Below are 16,305 nucleotides of genomic sequence, written 5' to 3'. Positions count from 1 at the left end.
AACATGGCTTACCAACCCCAGGAAATCTTCTTCCGCTCCAACGCACCGGTCACGGTCGATGAAGACAAATGCATCGCCCACAAAGGCTGCACCGTGTGCGTCGACGTTTGCCCGATGGACCTGCTGGCGATCAACCCGGCCACGCAAAAGGCCTACATGGCGTTCGACGAATGCTGGTACTGCATGCCCTGTGAAAAGGACTGCCCGACCGGGGCGGTGAAAGTGGAGATCCCTTATTTATTGCGCTGACTGACAGGACGCCATCGCTGGCAAGCCAGCTCCCACAGGGATTTGTGGTGAACCTTGATTTGCAGACACCAGAGAAACCTGTGGGAGCTGGCTTGCCAGCGATGAGGCCAGCCCTGACAACCCAAAACGCCATCCGGCCACCACCGGACGCCTGATCCAGAACACCCCTCGTTTCCCACCACGCCCTGATCGTGGCGGAGACGAACATCCAATAAATGATTCGAGGGGAAACACTCATGATGTTGCGTGCAGCTTTGGCCGGTCTGGTACTGGCTTCCTTCACCCTGTCGGCCTCGGCCGAAACCATCCGCATTGCCATCGGCACCCAGGACACCACCATCAACTGCGCCGCCGGTGGCCTGTTGATTCGCGAACTCGGCCTGCTGGACAAATACCTGCCCCACGACGGCCCCTACAAAGACGCCCAATACGAGGTGCAGTGGAAAAACTTCACCAGCGGCGCACCGCTGACCAACGAGATGGTCGCCGGCAAACTCGACTTCGGCGCCATGGCTGATTTCCCCGGTGCGTTCAACGGCGTGGCCTTCGAAACGGCGGGCAAGCACAGTCTGTTCATCAGCGTGTTGTCGGGCAGCACCCAGGGCAGTGGCAACGGCATCGTGGTGCCGAGTGCGTCGGGCGTGCAGTCGCTGGCCGAACTCAAGGGCAAGACCATTTCCGTGCCGTTCGCTTCCACCGCCCATGGCATGCTGCTGCGCGCCGTCGCGGCCCAGGGCTGGGACCCGCTCAAGGACGTGAACATCATCGCCCAGCCGCCGGAAGTCGCCGGCTCCGCGTTGCAGGCCGGCAAGATCGATGCTCACGCCGACTTCGTACCCTTCGCCGAGCTGTTCCCCAGCCGTGGTTTCGCCCGCAAGATCTATGACGGTTCCCAGGCCGATGCGCCGACCTTCCACGGTGCGCTGGTGGATCAGGCCTATGCGAAAAAGTATCCGGAAATCGTCGTCGCCTACCTGCGGGCGAGCATCGAGGCCAACCAGCTGCTGGCGGCTGAACCTGAGAAATACAGCGAATTGATCGCCAAGGTCACCGGGGTCGATGCCGAGGTCAACTACCTGTTCCATGGCCCCCTCGGCGTGCAGACCCGCGACCTGAGCTGGAAGCCGGAATACCGCCAGGCCGTGGGCACCGCCATCGATACCCTGAAGCTGTTGAAGAAGGCCGATCGCGGTCTCGATCTCAACACCTTCATCGACGACCAGTACATTCGCGCCGCCTTCAAAGCCTCGAACCTCGACTACAGCGCGCAGCTTGGAAATTACCAGCAGACGCCGCTCAAGGCCGTCGATGCGGCAAGCGGCAAAGCCATCACCGACTTCAGCCATGTGGCGGAAATCTGGGTGCGTGGCGAGCCGAAAGTCCGTCAGTACGCCTCGGCGGAATCGGCATTTACCGCGCTGACAGCGTTGAAACAGGAAGGCAAGAACATCCGCGCGGTGTACACCCAGGCCAGCGACAGCGGGATCAAGTTGCTGGCGGATCAGGCGTGGTTTGCCACCAACGCCAAGGGGCGTCTGAGCGCCTTCCTGCTCAAAGGCCAGGCCCAACAGTTCGCCACGGCGCAGGGCGGCAAGGTATTCGACTTCACCGATGCCACAACCCAGGCCGTAGCCACCCGCTAACCCCCAAACACCACGGTCCCTGTAGGAGCTGCCGAAGGCTGCGATCTTTTGATCGGGCTCTTCGGCAATCGTGAAGCCGTCAAAAGATCGCAGCCTTCGGCAGCTCCTACAGGGGTTGTGATTGCCCTCGGGAAATGTGTATGTCCGGATCATTCTTACGCTGGATTCCCAGAGCCGCTTCACTGCTGCTCTGCCTGCTGTTCTGGCAACTTGCCGCCAGCCACCACTGGAACCTTGGCCTGGTGACCTTCGCCAACGTCCCGACACCCTTGGCGGTCATTGAAGCCGCCCTTGGCCTCGGCGACTCGGGCAAACTCGCTCAGCACCTGAGCAGCAGCCTCGGCCGGGTATTCGCCGGCTACCTCGCGGCGCTGATCATCGGTGTGGCCCTGGGCCTGGCCATCGGCCGCTCGAAATGGGCCGAAGATCTGTTGCTGCCGCCCCTGGAAGTCCTGCGACCGATCCCGGCCGTGGCATGGATTCCCCTGGCGATCCTGATGTTTCCCTCGTCGGAACTGTCGATGGTGTTCATCACCTTCACCGGCGCCCTGTTCCCGATCCTGCTCAACACCGTGCACGGCGTCGAAGGCGTCGACCCACGGCTGATCGCCTCGGCGAAAAGCCTCGGCGCAGGGCGCCGGGCCATCCTGCTGGAGGTCGTTCTACCGGGCGCCGCGCCGAGCATCATCACCGGCCTGGCCATCGGCATGGGCACCTCGTGGTTCTGCCTGGTGACGGCGGAAATGATCTCCGGCCAATTCGGCATCGGCTATTACACCTGGGAGTCCTACACCATCCAGAACTACGCCGACATCGTCGTCGGCATGTTGCTGATCGGCGTGCTCGGTATGGGCAGCAGCCTGTTGATCAAGCGCCTGGGCGGGCTGTTCACGCCTTGGCATCGACCACGAGGAAAAGCCTGATGAGCGTTTTTCAACACCTGGAAGGGCGTATCGATATCCGCGGGTTGTCGATCAGCCTGGGCGAGGGCCACAGCGCTTTCGAAGCGGTGCAGGGCCTCGACTGCCAGATCGAGCCAGGGCAATTCGTGTGCATCCTCGGGCCGTCCGGTTGCGGTAAATCCACCTTGCTCGGGGCGCTGGCCGGCCACCTGCAACCGCGCACCGGCAGCTTGAGCGTGGATGGCGCGCCGGTGTCGGGACCATCGCCACAACGGGGCATGGTGTTCCAGCAGCACACGCTGTTTCCGTGGCGCACGGTGCGTGACAACGTGGCGTTCGGCCTGAAAATGCGTGGCGTCGGCAAGGTCGAACGGCTCAAGGCGGCGGATGAAATCCTCGCCCTGGTGGGCCTCGAAGGCTTTGCCGGGCGCTGGCCCGACCAATTGTCCGGCGGCATGCAGCAGCGGGTGGAAATCGCCCGGGTGCTGGTCAACCGTCCGCGCCTGTTGCTGATGGACGAGCCCTTTGGCGCCCTCGATGCCCTGACCCGGTTGAACATGCAGGAACTGCTGCTGGACATCTGGACGCGCATCCGCACCACCGTGGTGTTTGTCACCCATGACATTGACGAAGCGCTGTTCCTCGCCGACCGCTTGCTGGTCATGAGCTCACGCCCCGGGCGAATCATCGAAGACCTGCGCCTGGACTTCCCCCGGCCGCGCAGCACGGAGCTGATGACCCGTCCTGAATTCTCGCATCTGAAACGCCATTGCCTTGAATTCCTGCGGCACGAAGACGGCCGGCAACTGCCGCGCCTGAACCCGCTCGGACTTCCCCCTGAAAACAAACTGCCGCGATTTGCCCTATGACCTCACTATTCGATGTAACCGATAACGACGACATTCTGGCCCTGCAACCACGGCTGACCGATGACGACCCCGGCGTACGCCGGATCGCGCTGATCGAACTGGCCGATCTCGAGGAGCCGGACGGCCTGCAATGGTTGATCGATCGACTGGCCGAAGACCCGATGGCCGAGGTCCGCGCCGAAGCCGCCCGGTTGCTGGAAGCCTGGGAGGACCCGCCCGTGGTCGAAGCCTTGTGCCAGGCCCTGACGGATCCATCCCCGGCGGTGCAGGCGGCCGCTGCACAAAGCCTCAGTCTGCTCAAGAGCGAAGCGGCGGGGCGGGTCATTCTGCCATGGACCGAGCACGCCGACAGCGGCGTACGCATTGCCGCGTTCAGGGCGTTGCGCGAGTTGCGCTGCCCCGATGCTGCCGCAGCGGCGGCCCGGGCATTGGACGATGAAAGCGCCAGCGTGCGCCGCGAGGCGGTGGGCGTACTCGGCTGGCTCAAGCAGCTTGATGCCTTACCGGCACTTGCGCGGTTGGCCAGTGCCGACCCAGACACCGACGTGCGGCGGGCCGCCACCGGGGCGCTGGGCCTGGCGTCTGACACCCTGGTGCTGCCGGCCTTGCGCCAGGCCTTGCGGGACGCTGCCTGGCAAGTCCGGGAAGAAGCCGCCACCACCCTGGGCAAAGTCGGCCACCCCGACGCCGGCCCGGCCCTGGTCGACGCCTTGGGCGACGATTACTGGCAGGTGCGTCTGCGCGCCACCCGCAGCCTCGGTCGCTTGCGTTATGGACCGGCGCTCGAAGCGCTGATCGACACCCTCGGCCATCGCATCAGCAACCTGCGCAAGGAAGCCGCGCTGGCCCTCGGCGAACTGAACGACCCACGGGCCATTGCGCCATTGCAGGCCGCACAACACGACGGCGACCCTGAAGTGCGCAAGGCCGTGCGCATTGCCTTGAGTCAACTGCAATGAATCCGCTGGCGGTGGGTAATTCGCAGAGTAGGCAGCAGCTGCGATTGAACTGGCCTGATGGCCGCGAACAGTGGTTGGACCACGCCGAGTTGCGTCGCCAGTGTCCATGTTCGCAGTGCCGGGCCTTTCGTATGCGGGGGATGGTGCCGTTGGTGGATGCCCGGGTTCGGGTAATCGAACTGAACCCGCAGGGCTATGGCCTGCAACTGGTCTTCAGCGATGGGCATGAGCGGGGGATTTATCCGTGGGCGTATCTGGCTGGACTTACCGACTGAATCGAATTCCATTCCTCGGGAGTTGTCGCGATCTGCGGCAGCTCCCCCGTACGCTTCCAGTGGTTTATGTTGCGAATACAGGTTCAGTAACGGCCCGGATAAACGCATCGTCCACAGTCTTTACTCCATACTTTTGCATGAACTCACGGCCGTTGTTAAAGCGATTGAAACGTTGCTGGCTGATCATATAAAAATAATCACAATGGTTAATGACTTCATCAACATTGTGCGAGGAAACCAGAATGGCGGTGCCCTCCCTGGCAGCGCCGTGAAGACATTGCCAGATATAGTGACGAAATTCGGGATCTACACCGGCAGTAGGTTCGTCGAGAATCACAAAGTCTGCAGAAATTGAAAGAAGGGAAAGCGTAAAGAACCAGCGTGTCTCTCCGTAGCTGCATAGCGATGACTTTTTGTTCCATATGTCTTGGTATCGGTCAACTATCGCTGGGCTCCAGGCACTTAGTTTTTTCAGGATTTTATCTTGTGTCATGGGCTCGTTTGATGACAGCGCAGATACCATTTTAAAAATGTCGCGCATGCGCAGCGGTGGGGGAGTGGAGATGATCTGGGAAAGGTATAAAAAGCGACTGAAGTCGTTTTTTATGAAGCCGGACTTTGCTTTTTTAAGCTCGCAGACGATATCGAAAAAAGTTGTTTTTCCAGATCCGTTGGGCCCCAGAATGCCGACAACGTCGCCTTGAGCGACCTCAAGAGATGCCTGGGTCAAGAGGGGCGTGTCTGTATAGGAGAAGTCAATGTTCTGCGCCGTGAATTTTTTCATCAGTACCGGCTCCATACGGGATTTATTCTTAGGTGTTTGAACGTTTTGTAAAGTACAAAAATAAACAAAAGAACTATTGCAGCTGTGATGAATTTGTTGGATTCAAGGCCTTGTTCCATTATTTGGCTTGCAAGTGTCAGTGGATTTGCGAGGTTCAAAGCGTCGGTGATGGGGGTTGGTCTGCTGGCACTCATTACTCCGAGGATCAACATGCAGAACGAAAAAATGGAAAGCAAAGTGTTCGAGTTTTGAAAATTGATCGGTAGCAATGAGAAGGCAGCCCCGAGAGCACAAAACATGATAAAGCAGATGTAAAAGCGTAGTGCGAGATTCAGTAGTTCATTGAGGGCGTAGTTTCCAAATGGAAGCTTGGTCGTCAAGTAAAAGGTTGCGCAATAAGATATTGATATTAGCGAGTAGGCAATGAAATGCGATAAAAGAAAAATCAGTTTTGATTCCCTGGAGTAAATGAATGATCGAGTGAATCCGCTTTCCCTTCTTCCGATTATGTAAAAGGCGAATCCGAATAGTGCGACACTTGAAGAGATGTAGGCATAAAACCATGCCGAAATCGTAATGTAATGGCTGGAGAAATAGTTGGGGTCTTGCCTGGTTGTTGCAAAAAAATAGAACATTGCACAAGGGGATATCATGATCCAGAAAAAGGCGATGGGTTCTTTTAGTTGTTCTTTGATGAATATGGAGGTTAGGGAGAGCACTCTGGGTAAAATGTTTTTAGTCATTGAATGGTGCCACCCTGAGGTTGTTTTTTTTAGTTGGCTTTCGTTTGTGGTTTGCTGCTGGGTATTGATTAGTTGATTTTGGCGTTGGGTGCAAGTGATGTTGTAGGGGGGTCTTATGGCTTTTTAAGATATCTCCTACATGTGATTGGGAAGCTTAATGGTTCTAGTGGGTGCGGGTTCAAATGTGGATCCGTGGAATTCCTTTTTGAAACGGTGGTTTAGTTTTCGGCACACAGAAATGATCTTGCTATTCTGAGTAAAGTATTTCTGTAGGAGTAAGTGTGCGTTTTGTACTTTTGTATGGATTTTTATTTTCTTCAAATGCTGATTTTTTCAGAAAGGCGACGAGCGGCAGGTTTTATCCGTGGACTGAACCGGCCTCCTGTAGGAGCTGCCGCAGGCTGCGATCTTTTTGCTCTGGCCTCAAGAGATCGCAGCCTCGTTTCACTCGACAGCGCCTACAAGTCCTTGCCAGGTAAATGCCGAAAGAGTACAAATGTACTCCATGACGACTCTGACTCCCCGCCGTACCGCCATCCTGATCTTCATCCGCGATCGTATCGCCGAGCACGGTCAGCCTCCGAGCCTCGCCGAGATCAGCGAGGCGTTCGGTTTCGCCTCCCGCAGTGTGGCGCGCAAGCATGTGCTGGCGCTGACCGAAGCCGGGTTTATCGAGGTCAACCCGCATCAGGCCCGGGGCATTCGCCTGCTCGGGCAGCCACCGCGTCCCGAGTTGCTGGACATCCCGGTGCTTGGTCGGGTGGCGGCCGGTGCGCCGATCGGGGTCGATGCGCAAATCCATAGCCGCTTGCTGCTCGATCCGTCGCTCTTCTCGCGGGTGCCGGACTACATGTTGCGGGTGCGCGGTGATTCGATGATCGAGGACGGCATTCTCGACGGCGATCTGGTGGGCGTGCATCGCAACCCCGAGGCGCTCAACGGCCAGATCGTCGTGGCGCGGCTCGACGGTGAAGTCACCATCAAGCGCTTCGAGCGGGTCGGCGATGTGGTTCGCCTGCTGCCGCGCAACCCGGCCTACCAGCCGATCATTGTGCACGCCGATCAGGACCTGGCCATCGAAGGCGTATTCTGTGGCCTGGTGAGGCAAGGCTGATGGGTGCCGTCGTTGCGCTGGATACGCTGTTCAATGGCGGCCAGGTCTGGAGGGGCCGGCCTGCGCCGCCGGCCGCCAGCCCGCAGCCCACCGGGCATGCCGCGCTGGACGCGGCATTGCCCAGTGGCGGCTGGCCGGAGGCGGCGCTGACGGAAATCCTGCTGGCCGGGCAGGGCGTGGGCGAGTTGCAACTGGTGTGGCCGACGCTGGCACGGCTGTCGGCGGCGGGCGAACGCATCGTGCTGGTGGCGCCGCCTTATGTGCCGTATCCCCAGGCGTGGCAGGGCGCCGGGGTCGATCTGCGTCAGCTGTCGATTATCCGGGCCAGTGAGCGCGATGCGCTGTGGGCCGCGGAACAATGCCTGCGTTCGGGCAGTTGCGGCGCGGTGCTGTGCTGGCCGCACAAGGCCGATGACCGCGCCTTGCGTCGTTTGCAGGTGGCGGCGGAAACCGGCCAGACCCTGGCCTTCGCCTATCGTCCCCTCAGTGAAGCGATCAACCCTTCGCCCGCGGCCCTGCGCATCGCCATCGATGCCCGGCCGGCACAGCTGCGCGTGCTCAAGTGCCGCGGCGGCCTGGTCCGTCCGGCGCCGATTGCCTTCGCCGTGGGGCATTGAGGTTGCCATGCGCTGGGTCTGCATTGTTTTCCCGCAATTGGCGCTGGACGCGGCATTGCGTCAGCGCACCGATCCTGATGAACCCCTGGCGTTGCTGACCGGCCCGGCCCAGCGCCGGGTGCTGCAGGCCGTCAACGCTGCGGCGCGGGCGCTGGGTTTGCGTCCCGGTCAGTCCATGAGCGCGGCACAGGCCTTGAGCAAGGGGTTTGCCACGGCTGAATACGACGCCAGTGAAATCGAGCGCTGGCAGCAGTTTCTCGCCGCCTGGGCCTATCGCTTCAGTTCCCAGGTCAGCGTGCATTACCCCCGGGCCGTGGTGTTCGAGATCGAATCCAGTCTTGGCCTGTTTGGCGCCTGGCCGCAATTCGAAGCGCTTTTGCGCCGTGAGCTCGGCGAACTGGGGTTTCGGCACCGCATCGTGGCCGCGCCCAACCCGGTGGCGGCGCGGGTGCTGGCCAACGCCTATGACGGCCTGGTGGTACCGGATGATCAAGCCTTGCAGCATCACCTGGGGCAGATGCCCGTCGACCGGATCGGCCTCGAAGCACAGGTTGCCACGGCCTTGTCGCGCATGGGCCTGCGCACCTTGAGCCAGGTGCAGGCGTTGCCCCGACATAGCCTGGCCCGGCGTTTCGAGGCCCAGGTGCTCAAGCATCTGGATGCGTTGCTTGGCACGCGGCGGCTGGCGCTGGCCTTTTACCTGCCGCCGGACCGCTTCGATGTGCGTATCGAGCTCAATTTCGATGTGCAGTCCCATCAAGCCCTGCTGTTTCCGTTGCGCCGGTTGACGGGTGACCTGTCGGCGTTCCTCTGCGGTCGCGACAGCGGCGTACAGCGTTTCGACCTGCATCTGGAGCACGCCGGGTTGCCGGATACGCTGATCAAGGTCGGCCTGCTCAGCGCCGAGCGTGATCCGGCGATGCTCTTCGAACTGGCCCGGGGGCGGCTGGAGCAAGTCCAGGTCGAGGCGCCGGTGCGCGGCTTTCGCTTGTGTGCCGAGGATTTGCCGACCTTCGTGCCCCAGCATCAAGAGCTGTTCGACGATCGCCCGCAGCAGTCCTTGCCCTGGGAGCAACTGCGCGAACGCCTGCGGGCACGGCTGGGGGATGATGCGGTGCATGGCTTGCGCTTCCAGGCCGATCATCGCCCCGAGTGCGCGTGGCAGGCCAGTGCCGACAGCCAGCCGTGCGCAGCGCTGGGCGCCGTGAAGCGGCCGGGCTGGCTGCTGACCGAGCCGCTGGCCGTGCACCAGGGCTCGGCGCGCATCCTCATGGGGCCGGAGCGTATCGAGTCCGGCTGGTGGGACGGTGACGACGTACGCCGCGACTATTACCTGATCGAAACCCGTGCCGGGCAACAGGGCTGGGCCTACCGGGCGGTCGGCGAGGACGGCCCGTTGTGGTTGCAGGGCTGGTTCGCATGAGCCGCGACTATGCCGAATTGCACTGCCTGTCGAACTTCAGCTTCCAGCGTGGTGCCTCCAGTGCCCTCGAGCTGTTCCAGCGCGCGAAAAAACAGGGTTACCAAGCCCTGGCGATCACCGACGAATGCACCCTGGCGGGCATCGTTCGTGCCTGGCAAGCGGCGAAGTCCGTGGAGTTGCCGCTGATCATCGGCAGTGAAATACGCATCGAGAACGGGCCGAAACTGGTGCTGCTGGTGGAGAGCCTCGAGGGCTATCAGGCGCTCTGCCGATTGATCACCCGCGCCCGGCGCCGCACGCAGAAAGGCCAGTATCAGGTGCTGCGCGAAGACTTCGGCGAACCGTTGCCGGGGTTGTTGGCGTTGTGGGTGCCGGACGCTGTCGATGCCTTTGCACAGGGCCACTGGCTCCAGCAGGTCTTCGGCGAACGCCTGTGGCTGGCGGTGCAGTTGCATCGCGGTCAGGACGATGGGCAACGCCTGAACGATTTGCTCACACTGGCTCGGGAACTGCGAATTCCCGCCGTGGCCAGTGGCGATGTGCACATGCACGCACGCGGACGACGGGCCTTGCAGGACACCATGACCGCGATCCGTCACCACCTGCCGGTGGCCGATGCCGGGTTGCGCCTGCACCCCAACGGCGAGCGCCATCTGCGCAGTCTCGATGTGCTGCAGGCGCTGTACCCGCCAGACTTGCTGGCGCAAACGCTGGTCATTGCCCGGCGCTGCACCTTCGACCTCGGCCAGCTGCGTTATCAATACCCTCGCGAACTGGTGCCGCAAGGGCACTCGGCCACCTCGTGGCTGCGTCATTTGACCGAGGAGGGCATCGAGTGGCGCTGGCCAAAAGGGCCGAAAAACGAAGTGTTGGTGCAGATCGATAAAGAGCTGCAACTGATCGCCGAACTGGGCTATGAAAGTTATTTCCTGACGGTCCACGACATCGTCCGCTTTGCCCGCCAGCAACAGATTCTTTGCCAGGGTCGTGGTTCTGCCGCCAACTCGGCAGTGTGCTTCGCCCTGGGGATCACCGAAATCGATCCGGATCGCACCACCTTGCTGTTCGAGCGCTTTCTGTCCAGGGAACGTAACGAACCGCCGGACATCGACGTCGATTTCGAACATGAACGCCGCGAAGAAGTCTTGCAGTACGTGTTCCAGCGTTATGGCCGGGCCCGCGCCGCGCTGACGGCGGTGGTCAGCACTTACCACGCCGCCGGTGCGGTACGGGATGTGGCCAAGGCCTTGGGCTTGCCGCCGGACCAGATCAACGCCCTGGCCGATTGCTGCGGTCACTGGAGCGATGAAACGCCCCCTGTCGAACGCCTGCGTGAAGGTGGTTTTGACCCAGAGAGCCCGGTGCTGCACCGGGTGCTGAGCCTGACGGGGCAGTTGATCGGCTTCCCCCGGCATTTGTCCCAGCACCCCGGCGGTTTCGTGATTTCCGAGCAGCCGCTGGACAGTCTGGTGCCGGTGGAAAACGCCGCCATGGCCGAGCGCACCATCATCCAGTGGGACAAGGATGACCTCGACGCAGTGGGCCTGCTCAAGGTCGATATCCTGGCGCTGGGCATGCTCAGCGCGATTCGTCGATGTTTCGATCTGCTGCGCCGGCACCGGGGCCAGGACCTGAGCCTGGCGACCATCCCGGCCGAGGATGCGGCCACCTACGAAATGATCGGTCGGGCCGACACCATCGGCGTGTTCCAGATCGAGTCCCGGGCGCAGATGTCGATGTTGCCGAGGCTCAGGCCCAAGACGTTTTACGATCTGGTGATCGAGGTCGCCATCGTTCGGCCGGGGCCGATCCAGGGCGGCATGGTGCACCCGTACCTGCGGCGACGGAACAAGGAAGAGCCGGAGGCGTATCCGTCGCCGGAACTGGAAGTGGTGCTCAAGCGCACCCTTGGCGTGCCGCTGTTTCAGGAACAGGTGATGCAGATCGCCATCGTCGCCGCCGACTACAGCCCCGGCGAGGCCGATCAGCTACGCCGCTCCATGGCCGCCTGGAAACGCCACGGCGGGCTCGAACCGCACAAGGAGCGGCTGGCCGCCGGCATGAAGAAAAACGGCTACACCGCCGAGTTCGCCGCGCAGATCTTCGAGCAGATCAAGGGCTTTGGCAGCTACGGTTTCCCCGAGTCCCACGCCGCCAGCTTTGCCTTGCTGACTTACGCCAGTTGCTGGTTGAAATGCCACGAGCCGGCGGCCTTCGCCTGTGCGCTGATCAACAGCTGGCCGATGGGGTTCTACAGCCCGGACCAGATTCTGCAGGACGTTCGGCGTCATCATTTGCAGGTTCGCCCGGTGGACGTGCGCGCCAGTGACTGGGACTGCAGCCTGGAACCGATCAGCGGTGCGCAACCGGCGATTCGCTTGGGGCTACGCATGATCAAGGGCTTTCGCGAGGACGATGCCCGACGCATCGAAGCGGCCCGCTCGCAAGGCGCGTTCGCCGACATCGCCGACCTCGGAGGGCGGGCGCGGCTCGATGCCCGCGCCCAGGAGCAACTGGCCGATGCCGGCGCGTTGCGTGGCCTGGCCGGCGATCGCCACCGGGCGCGCTGGGAAGTGGCCGGGGTGCAAAAGCAGCTGGGGTTGTTTGCCGGCCTGCCGAGCCAGGAGGAGGATGCGGTGGCGCTGCCCAAACCTACCGTGGGTGAGGACCTGCAAGCCGATTACGCCAGTGTCGGCACCACCCTCGGGCCGCATCCGCTGGCCCTGTTGCGGGGTGAGTTGAAGGCGCGACGCTGCCGCAGTTCGAAAGAATTGCTGGACGTCGAGCACGGTCGGCCGGTCAGCGTCGCCGGGCTGGTCACCGGCCGGCAACGCCCGGCCACCGCCAGCGGCGTGACCTTTGTCACCCTCGAGGACGAGTTCGGCAACGTCAACGTGGTGGTGTGGCGCGACCTGGCCGAGCGCCAACGCCAGGTGCTGGTCGGCTCGCAGCTGCTCAAGGTCGATGGGCGCTGGGAGAAGGAGGGCGAGGTCCGGCATCTGATAGCCGGACGCTTGAGTGACCTGAGTGTGTTGCTCGATGGCATCACTGTGCGTAGCCGGGACTTTCATTGAGTCACAGGGCTTCAGGGCGTTGAGTGTCGGCAGCAAAGTCGGTGAGTAGCTGCCCTGTTGCCACAGGGCGTTCGATCATGGGCAAGTGGTTGCAACCTTCAAGGGTGACGGCCTGTCCGCGCCTACTGCAACCTCTGTAGGAGCTGCCGGAGGCTGCGATCTTTTGATCTTCAGCGGTCTTGAAGCCGCCAGAAGCAAGATCAAAAGATCGCAGCCTTCGGCAGCTCCTACATGGAATGTATGCAGAAATTATTTGGCCAGTGGCCAAAACCGCTCGCCACCGCCCGGGGCATCCGTCCACGCCTGTAACGAGCGTGTCGGCAAATCGAAGTAATCCCGCGTGCGTGCATAGCCATGCCCGCCCATGCGTCCGATCGCATCAAGCCCCAACTGATCGATGTACAGGGTTTTCGGGTCGATCAGTTCGTCACGCACATGCGCCATCAGCACTTCACCAAAGATGATTTCCCGGGATTGGCCGATGGACAGCGCCATCATCCGCCGGCACTCCAGCGCCACCGGGGCTTCGCCGATGCGCGGGCATTTGACCGTGGTGCCGGGGATGGCGGTGAGGCCAGCGGCGGTCAGTTCGTCGAAGCCGGGGGCGAAGGGCACGGCACAGACGTTCATGGCCTCCACCAGCGCGTCACTGACGATGTTCACGGTGAACTCCTGGTTGAGCTGGATATTGCGGGTGGTGTCCTTGGGGCTTTGGTCGCCGTAGTTTTCCACGCCAAGGGCGAGGATCGGCGGATCGGCCGACAGCGCATTGAAAAAGCTGAACGGCGCCGCGTTGATCCGGCCTTCGCCGTCGACGGTGGTGACCAGGGCAATCGGTCGTGGCACGACGCTGCCGATCAGAATCTTGTATTTGTCCCGTGGACTCAGTGTGCTGAAGTCAAAGCTTTGCATAGGCAGAATTCCCTAAAGGAGAGGCTCGATCGCGCTCAGTGGCGTCTGTGCGCTGTAGTCGTCGGCGAACGGGATGGCCGGCTGGAACAGGTTTTTCCAGTCCGGTTGGCCGAAGGCCCGGTCGCTGTGGCTGCGCATCAGTTTTTCGAATTGGCGTTGGGCCTGGCGTTGCAGGGCGGGGTAGTCGACGCCCTCGACCTGGCCGTCCTGCATCACACAGCGGCCATCGATGTAGCTGGCGATGCAGTCGTCGCCGCGACCGGCCAGCACAAGATTTTTCAGCGGGTCGAACAAAGGCCCCAGGTGCATTCCGCGCAGGTTGAACACGCTGATGTCGGCCTTGCACCCCGGTGCCAGTCGGCCAAGATCGTCGCGGCCCAGGGCCCTGGCGCCGCCGAGGGTCGCGGCGTTGTACATATCCAGTGTGCTGGTCAGTGAGTTGCCGCCCTCCATCAGCCGGGCGATGTTCAGGCCCTGGCGCATGTTGTCCAGCAGGTCCGCCGGCCAGGTGTCGGTACCGAGGGCAAAGTTGACGCCCTTGGCGCGATAGCGGCCAAACGAATTCAAGGCCTCGCCGTCCCGGGCAAACACCACGGGGCAATGCACCAGGCTCGCGCCGCCATCCACCACACGTTGCAGGTCGTCATCACCCTGGGTGTAGATACCGTGGGGCAGCAGGCTGCGTGGAGTCAGTAGCCCTAGCTGCTGTAACCAACCCAACGACGAGGTGCCGCGCAATTGCTCGACCATCGCCACTTCACCGAGGCCCTGACAACAGTGCAAGCGCATCGGTGCGTTCAGTTCCCGGCTCAGCGCGGCGGTGTGTTGCAGCAGCGCCGGGGTGCAGGTCTGGATGCGATCGGGCAACAGTGCACCGCGAATCAGGCCGTTGTTCGCACCGTCGAAATCCCGGAAAAACCGTTCGGCGGCATCGAGGCCGGCCATGCCCCGGGCTTCGTCCCAGTGGTGCGCCAGGGTGCCATCGGCGCGCCAGTAACTCATGCCGCTCATGTAGCAGGGCCCCAGGTAAGTGCGCAGTCCCAACTCGGCCGCCACGCCGGCGACCGCCGCAAACTCGTCGTAGGTCTCGGCCCACTCGCGGTAATACATCGAGGTGATCGGCATGGCCGTGGTGATGCCGTTGCGGATCAGTTGCGTGAAGGCGTAGCGGTATTTGAAGACTTCTTCTTCGGGGCTGTAACTTTCCCGCGATCCGCGCGCCAAGTACTGCGCCGACCACATCCGGCCCATGTCGCGTTCGTCGCCGTTGTCCAGGGTCAGTACCGTGGAGTCGAGATCGCCAAGGGCATCCAGGTCGATGAAGCCGGGGCCGATCAACGCGTTGCCGTAATCGATCCACTGATCCACCGGGCCCGGATAGCCGCGTCCGACAAACTCGATGCGCGAGCCCTCGAACACCACTTCGCCGTCGCGCCACAGCACATGCTGCGTGCCGTCGAAGCCGACCACGCAACTGGCTCGCAAGCCGATGCGCTTCACAGACGGCTTTCCAGCAAACGACCGCCCGCAGCGATCAAACGACCCGCGCGATAGACTTGACGCGGCGGTCGCGAAACCACCGCTTCACCCAGCGTTTGCACGGGCATCAGCAGGAAGTCCGCTGGCTGGCCTATCTCCAGGCGATTGGCTGCACAACCCAGCGCCTGGGCGCCGTTGACGGTCGCCGCCTCGAACGCCGCCGCGAGTTCTTCGTCCTTGTTCAAATCGAAGCGGAACGCCAACAGCATCGCGCGCTCCAGCATGTCGCCGTTGCCCATGGGCGACCAGGCATCACGAATGCCGTCCGAGCCCAGGCACAGATTCACGCCGGCTTCGCGCAGGGCCAGGAACGGCGGCACCGCGCAATCGGCCGGGGCCGAACTCATCAGCGAAATTCCCAGTGTCGCCAGGCGCTCGGCCACCGGTTTGACCTGGCTCCATGGCAGCATGCCGAGGCAGTAGGCATGACTGATCATCACCTGGCCTTGGCGGCCGAAGCGCTCGGTGTAGTCGGCGATGAGCGCGATCTGCCACAGGCCCAGTTCGCCCTTGTCGTGCAGGTGAATGTCGACGCCACGGTCGAATTCGCTGGCCAGCTTGAAGACGAAATCCAGTTGGGCAATCGGGTCGTTGTCGATGCCGCACGGGTCCAGGCCACCGACGTTCTCCACGCCCAGGACCATGGCTTCGCGCATCAGTTCGGCGGTGCCGGGGCGGCTGATCAGCCCGGTTTGCGGGAACACCACCAGTTGCAGGTCGATCAGGTCGCGGTATTGTTCGCGCAGTTGCTGCATGGCCTCGACATGCCGCAGGCCGAACTCCGGGTCGATGTCGACGTGGCAACGCATGGTCAGCGAGCCGCGGGCGATGCAGTTTTCCAGCAGGGCGCCGGCTCGTTGGGCGATGGGGGTGGTGACTTCACGCAGGATGCGCCGTTCGTTGGCGATGTAGTCCTTGAGGGTCGGACCGGCGCTGTTGGGGCGCCAGGGCTGGCCCCAGAGGGTTTTGTCCAGGTGGACGTGGCTTTCCACCAGGGCGGGGGTGAGCAACTGGTTCTGGCCGTCGATGTCGGTGGCGGCCAGGGCTTCGTTCGAAGCTGGGCGACGTTGGGTGAACCGGCCGTTTTCGATCAGCAGGTCTTCGGCGGGGGTGCCGTAGGGGCGCACGTTGCGTAGCCAGCGGGGTTGGGTCATTTAAAACCTCAAATTCTGTGGTGTTTGGGAGGGCCTCATCGCTGGCAA

14 protein-coding genes are annotated in these 16,305 nt (G+C 62.1%); 10 read left to right on the top strand and 4 right to left on the bottom strand.

The genetic code is table 11. The annotated features are described in order from the left end of the window. The first annotated feature begins 3 nt into the window (after positions 1-3). The 6 genes from C9422_RS10735 (at position 4) to C9422_RS10705 (ending at position 4,897) form a co-directional block, all read left to right on the top strand. Positions 4-249, top strand: a complete 246-nt coding sequence (locus tag C9422_RS10735; protein ID WP_003180418.1) for a ferredoxin family protein — start codon at positions 4-6, stop codon at positions 247-249. A 236-nt stretch (positions 250-485) separates the two neighbouring features. Next, positions 486-1,892, top strand: a complete 1,407-nt coding sequence (locus tag C9422_RS10725) for an ABC transporter substrate-binding protein (RefSeq protein ID WP_165824765.1) — start codon at positions 486-488, stop codon at positions 1,890-1,892. Between the two features lie 140 nt (positions 1,893-2,032). Continuing rightward, positions 2,033-2,815 carry an ABC transporter permease gene (locus C9422_RS10720; protein WP_116580645.1) on the top strand — a complete coding sequence of 261 codons (783 nt, stop codon included), beginning with the start codon at positions 2,033-2,035 and terminating at the stop codon, positions 2,813-2,815. Continuing rightward, positions 2,815-3,663: an ABC transporter ATP-binding protein gene (locus C9422_RS10715; protein WP_116580644.1), complete on the top strand. Its 849-nt coding sequence runs from the start codon at positions 2,815-2,817 to the stop codon at positions 3,661-3,663. Before C9422_RS10720 ends, C9422_RS10715 begins: the two co-directional genes overlap by 1 nt. Beyond that, entirely contained in the window at positions 3,660-4,622 is a 963-nt protein-coding gene (locus C9422_RS10710) for a HEAT repeat domain-containing protein (RefSeq protein ID WP_116580643.1), read from the top strand. Before C9422_RS10715 ends, C9422_RS10710 begins: the two co-directional genes overlap by 4 nt. After that, complete coding sequence (locus tag C9422_RS10705; RefSeq protein WP_116580642.1) at positions 4,619-4,897, top strand: DUF971 domain-containing protein; 279 nt, start codon at positions 4,619-4,621, stop codon at positions 4,895-4,897. Before C9422_RS10710 ends, C9422_RS10705 begins: the two co-directional genes overlap by 4 nt. 64 nt (positions 4,898-4,961) lie before the next feature. Here the strand turns inward: C9422_RS10705 and C9422_RS10700 are convergent, their stop codons facing one another. Further along, a complete protein-coding gene (locus C9422_RS10700; RefSeq protein WP_116580641.1) occupies positions 4,962-5,681 on the bottom strand; it encodes an ATP-binding cassette domain-containing protein in 720 nt (239 codons plus the stop codon). Between the two features lie 1,239 nt (positions 5,682-6,920). On the opposite strand from C9422_RS10700, the gene lexA reads away from it, so the two are divergent. Genes lexA through C9422_RS10675 form a run of 4 tightly spaced genes read left to right on the top strand, consistent with a single transcriptional unit; the run spans position 6,921 to position 12,652 of the window. Continuing rightward, positions 6,921-7,538 (top strand): transcriptional repressor LexA, encoded by a 618-nt coding sequence (lexA, locus tag C9422_RS10690; protein WP_116580639.1) that lies wholly within the window; start codon positions 6,921-6,923, stop codon positions 7,536-7,538. Further along, entirely contained in the window at positions 7,538-8,155 is a 618-nt protein-coding gene (gene imuA / locus C9422_RS10685) for a translesion DNA synthesis-associated protein ImuA (protein WP_116580638.1), read from the top strand. The genes lexA and imuA overlap by 1 nt, the downstream gene beginning before the upstream one ends. A 7-nt stretch (positions 8,156-8,162) precedes the next feature. Continuing rightward, positions 8,163-9,578 carry a DNA polymerase Y family protein gene (locus C9422_RS10680; protein ID WP_007973326.1) on the top strand — a complete coding sequence of 472 codons (1,416 nt, stop codon included), beginning with the start codon at positions 8,163-8,165 and terminating at the stop codon, positions 9,576-9,578. After that, positions 9,554-12,652: an error-prone DNA polymerase gene (locus C9422_RS10675; RefSeq protein WP_165824764.1), complete on the top strand. Its 3,099-nt coding sequence runs from the start codon at positions 9,554-9,556 to the stop codon at positions 12,650-12,652. Before C9422_RS10680 ends, C9422_RS10675 begins: the two co-directional genes overlap by 25 nt. A 249-nt stretch (positions 12,653-12,901) precedes the next feature. On the opposite strand, the gene C9422_RS10670 is transcribed toward C9422_RS10675, so the two are convergent. The 3 genes from C9422_RS10670 to C9422_RS10660 are packed head-to-tail and all read right to left on the bottom strand — an operon-like array spanning position 12,902 to position 16,257. Beyond that, on the bottom strand, positions 12,902-13,564 hold the full coding sequence (locus C9422_RS10670; RefSeq protein WP_007973324.1) for a flavin reductase family protein: 663 nt from the start codon (positions 13,562-13,564) through the stop codon (positions 12,902-12,904). A 12-nt stretch (positions 13,565-13,576) separates the two neighbouring features. Then, positions 13,577-15,064, bottom strand: a complete 1,488-nt coding sequence (locus C9422_RS10665) for an amidohydrolase family protein (RefSeq protein ID WP_116580636.1) — start codon at positions 15,062-15,064, stop codon at positions 13,577-13,579. After that, positions 15,061-16,257, bottom strand: a complete 1,197-nt coding sequence (locus C9422_RS10660; protein ID WP_116580635.1) for an amidohydrolase family protein — start codon at positions 16,255-16,257, stop codon at positions 15,061-15,063. Before C9422_RS10660 ends, C9422_RS10665 begins: the two co-directional genes overlap by 4 nt. Positions 16,258-16,305: the final 48 nt, after the last annotated feature.

It is taken from the genome of Pseudomonas sp. B1(2018), from assembly GCF_003097365.1.
Lineage (GTDB): Bacteria > Pseudomonadota > Gammaproteobacteria > Pseudomonadales > Pseudomonadaceae > Aquipseudomonas > Aquipseudomonas laurylsulfatiphila.
This window is presented reverse-complemented; position numbering and strand designations above follow the sequence as displayed.

Excerpts from the sequence above, each read along its gene's own strand:
- C9422_RS10735 (WP_003180418.1), top strand. The coding sequence starts at position 4 with ATGGCTTACCAACCCCAGGAAATCTTCTTCCGCTCCAACGCACCGGTC.
- C9422_RS10725 (WP_165824765.1), top strand. The coding sequence starts at position 486 with ATGATGTTGCGTGCAGCTTTGGCCGGTCTGGTACTGGCTTCCTTCACC.
- C9422_RS10720 (WP_116580645.1), top strand. The coding sequence starts at position 2,033 with ATGTCCGGATCATTCTTACGCTGGATTCCCAGAGCCGCTTCACTGCTG.
- C9422_RS10715 (WP_116580644.1), top strand. The coding sequence starts at position 2,815 with ATGAGCGTTTTTCAACACCTGGAAGGGCGTATCGATATCCGCGGGTTG.
- C9422_RS10710 (WP_116580643.1), top strand. The coding sequence starts at position 3,660 with ATGACCTCACTATTCGATGTAACCGATAACGACGACATTCTGGCCCTG.
- C9422_RS10705 (WP_116580642.1), top strand. The coding sequence starts at position 4,619 with ATGAATCCGCTGGCGGTGGGTAATTCGCAGAGTAGGCAGCAGCTGCGA.
- C9422_RS10700 (WP_116580641.1), bottom strand. The coding sequence starts at position 5,681 with ATGAAAAAATTCACGGCGCAGAACATTGACTTCTCCTATACAGACACG.
- lexA (WP_116580639.1), top strand. The coding sequence starts at position 6,921 with ATGTACTCCATGACGACTCTGACTCCCCGCCGTACCGCCATCCTGATC.
- imuA (WP_116580638.1), top strand. The coding sequence starts at position 7,538 with ATGGGTGCCGTCGTTGCGCTGGATACGCTGTTCAATGGCGGCCAGGTC.
- C9422_RS10680 (WP_007973326.1), top strand. The coding sequence starts at position 8,163 with ATGCGCTGGGTCTGCATTGTTTTCCCGCAATTGGCGCTGGACGCGGCA.
- C9422_RS10670 (WP_007973324.1), bottom strand. The coding sequence starts at position 13,564 with ATGCAAAGCTTTGACTTCAGCACACTGAGTCCACGGGACAAATACAAG.
- C9422_RS10660 (WP_116580635.1), bottom strand. The coding sequence starts at position 16,257 with ATGACCCAACCCCGCTGGCTACGCAACGTGCGCCCCTACGGCACCCCC.